Annotated in this window: 2 protein-coding genes; both read left to right on the top strand. The window is 62.5% G+C overall.

What is annotated here, in order from left to right:
* Nucleotides 1–906: non-ribosomal peptide synthetase (locus tag ACIPQ1_RS28690; protein ID WP_446535147.1), on the top strand; the 906-nt coding region annotated here is incomplete at its 5' end.
* A gap of 343 nt (nt 907–1,249) precedes the next feature.
* Nucleotides 1,250–3,657, top strand: a 2,408-nt coding sequence (locus ACIPQ1_RS28695; protein WP_446535148.1) for an AMP-binding protein, incomplete at its 3' end; no start/stop codon positions are given.

The following is a 3,657-nucleotide window of genomic DNA, read 5'->3' on the forward strand; positions in this document are numbered from 1 at the left end:
TGGGTGTCGATGGCCCGTGAAGACGGGTTTGTCGCCCATATCGGCAAACCGGTGGCCAACACCCAGTTCTACCTGCTGGACGAGCACAAACAACCCGTTCCGCTGGGCGTCCCGGGGGAGATCTACATCGGTGGTGCCGGGGTCGCTCGCGGTTATCTCAATCGTGATGACCTGACGGCTGAGCGTTTCCTCAAGGACCCGTTCAGCAACGCTTCAAACGCCCGCATGTACAAAACCGGCGACCTGGGCCGCTACCTGCCGGACGGCAACATCGAATACCTGGGTCGCAACGACGATCAGGTCAAGATCCGCGGTTTCCGCATCGAGCTGGGCGAGATCGAAGCCAAGCTCGCCCAGTCTCCAAACATCAAGGAAACCGTGGTCCTGGCCCGTGAAGACGAGCCGGGTGACAAGCGCCTGGTGGCCTATTTCACCCAGCATTCGCCAGACGAGTCGGCGGACATCGACGCCCTGCGCACGCACCTGCAAGCGCAGTTGCCGGCCTATATGGTGCCCGCCGCCTACGTGCGCCTGGATGCCTTGCCACTGACCCCCAACGGCAAGCTCGACCGCAAGGCGCTACCGACTCCCGACAGCAATGCGTACGTCACGCGCCTCTATGAAGCCCCCGTGGGCGACAGGGAGATCAAGCTTGCGGCGCTGTGGGCGGAGTTGCTCAGGGTCGAACGGGTCGGTCGTCACGACCACTTCTTCGAACTGGGGGGGCATTCGCTGTTGGCGGTCACGCTGATCGAACGCATGCGCAAGGACGGCATGGAGGCCGATATCCGCGTGCTGTTCGGCCAGCCCACGCTGGCCCTGGTGGCTGCCGCCGTGGGCAAGGTACAGCACATCAATGTGCCGATGACGAAAATTCCCGCGCTCACGCGCAAACGCAGTATCTGAGTCGGCAGCTCCATCCGAGGGAATGAGTGCCCTGTCCCGGGCTTTCCGGGCAGGGTGGTCACCCTCAATCCTGCGCGTCCGTACGTCCTGCCTGGACGACGTCGGGGCTTGTCCCTGCTTCCCATGACAGACATCACCTACTGAATGCTCTAATTTTTTTTGGCCTGTAAGGAGGCGGCCCGCAAACCGCTTCCTTCGGTTGAATGTGACGATTATCCATCGCTTTGGCCCGAGCGCCGAGGTCGGCGCCAAGCACCGTGACCCTCGCGTGCAGGCGCCGCGCCGTACTTGAAAAACACGTTTCTATCGTCAACCACTCCGAATCAGAAAAGCAGGTTCTTCGATGCAATTCAGCGAATTGATGGCAGCTCTGTCCCAGCATCCGATCCGTCTGCAACAAGACGGCGACAACCTCGTGATCCTGGGCGACGACGAAGGAATAGGCCCCGCGCTGTGGGACAGCCTTGCCGTCCATAAGCAGGAACTGCTCGACCTGGTGGAGAGAAATGGTGGCGACTGGCTGAGTCCGGCATTCCGCATCACGCCGGACATGCTGCCCCTGGCCAGCCTGACGCAGGAAGAGATCGACCGGATCGTCGAGACGGTGCCCGGCGGCGCGGGCAACGTGCAGGATATCTACCCGCTGGCACCGTTGCAGGAGGGCATTCTCTATCATCACCTGGCGGCGGAGCAGGGCGACCCTTATGTGCTGCAGTCCTTGTTCGGTGCGGATCGCCGGACACGCCTGGACGATTTTACCCAGGCGTTGCAGGGCGTAATCGATCGTCATGACATTCTGCGCACCTCCGTGGTTTGGGAGGGGCTGGATGAGCCGGTGCAAGTGGTTTGGCACGAGGCCACGCTGTCGTTGGAGGAAATCGTACTTGACCCGGCCGCTGGCGATGCCGTGTGGCAACTGCAACAGCGCTTCGACACCCGCCATCATCGCTTGGATGTAGGGCAGGCGCCGCTGATGCGGCTGGTTTGCGCGCAGGATCATGACAACGACCGTTGGGTGGCCATCCTGCTGTTCCACCACATGGCGATAGACCATACGGCGCTGGAGCTGGTGCAGGATGAAATGCAGGCGTTCCTGCTTGGGCAGGCCCACCAATTGCCTGACCCAGTACCTTTTCGCAACTACGTGGCGCAGGTCCGCCTGGGTGTGGGCGGTGATTCCCATGAAGCGTTTTTCCGCGACATGCTGGCCGATGTCGATGAGCCGACCTTGCCACTGGGTTTTGCCGAGGCGCCTGAAGGCCCGTCGGTGATCGAAGAAGCCCACTTGCCGATTGATGCCGCATTGAGCCGCCGCTTGCGGGCGCAGGCCCGCCAGTTGGGCGTCAGCGCCGCCAGCCTGCATCACTTGGCCTGGGCGCGGGTGGTGGGTGGTCTCTCGGGCAAGCAGGACGTGGTGTTCGGCACGGTATTGATGGGCCGGATGCAGGGCGGCGACGGCGCCGACCGCGCCCTGGGCATGTTCATCAACACGCTGCCGCTGCGCGTGAAACTGGCCGGGCACGGCGTGCGCGAAGGCGTAAAAAATACCCATGCAAGCCTGACGGCGCTGCTCGGTCACGAGCATGCATCGTTGGCCTTGGCCCAGCGTTGCAGTGGCGTGCCTGCACCCGCTCCGCTGTTCGGTGCCTTGTTCAACTATCGGCATAGCAACACGGCCCACGCACCTACGGCCCAGGCGCTTGGCGCATGGGAAGGCTTGCATGCACTGGGAGGGTCGGAGGGGACTAACTATCCGCTGACCTTATCGGTGGATGATCTGGGCGAAGGCTTCAATCTTAGCGTGCAGGCCCTGGCCGGAATGGGCGCCCAGCGGATTGCTGGGTACATGCGCCAGGCATTGGAGAACCTGGCCTGGATGCTCGAGCAGCAGCCGGACAGGCCCTTGCAGCAATTGTCGATCCTGCCGGCCTCGGAACGCGAGCAACTGCTGGTGACGTTCAACGCCACCGAGGCCGACTATTCGCTGCAGCAGACGATTCATGGGCTGTTCGAGGCGCAGGTGCAGCGCACGCCGGAGGCTGTGGCGGTGATCTGTGGCGAGCATCGCCTGACTTATCGCGCGTTGAACGAACGGGCCAACCGCCTGGCCCATTACCTGCGCAAGCAGGGCGTGGAGCCGGATTCGCGGGTGGCGATCTGCGTCGAGCGCGGCATCGACATGGTCGTGGGGCTGTTGGCGATTCTCAAGGCCGGCGGCGGTTATGTGCCGCTGGATCCGGCGTATCCGCTGGACCGGATTGCCTACATGCTGGAAGACAGCGCCCCAGCGGCGGTATTGGCGCAGAAGGCGACCCTTGAGTTGCTGGCAGCAACATCGATGCCGGTGATCGATCTCGACAGTGGTTTGTGGCAGGACGAATCCATCCAGAATCCCGAGGTGGCAGAGTCGACCTCCTCGCACCTGGCCTATGTCATCTACACCTCGGGTTCCACCGGCATGCCCAAGGGCGTGATGATCGAACACCGCAATACGGTGAATTTCCTGACCTGGGCGCATCGTTCGTTTGACGCTCAAACCCTGTCGAAAACCTTGTTCTCGACTTCGTTGAACTTCGACCTGGCCGTCTACGAATGCTTCGCCCCGTTGACCTCGGGTGGCCGCATCGACGTGGTCACTAATGTGCTGGAACTGCAACAGGGCGAGCACGACATCACCTTGATCAATACGGTGCCGTCGGCGCTCAAGGCGTTGCTGGAGTCCGGCGGGTTGGGCGAGGGCGTCGATACGGT

This window comes from Pseudomonas sp. LARHCG127, assembly GCF_052871455.1.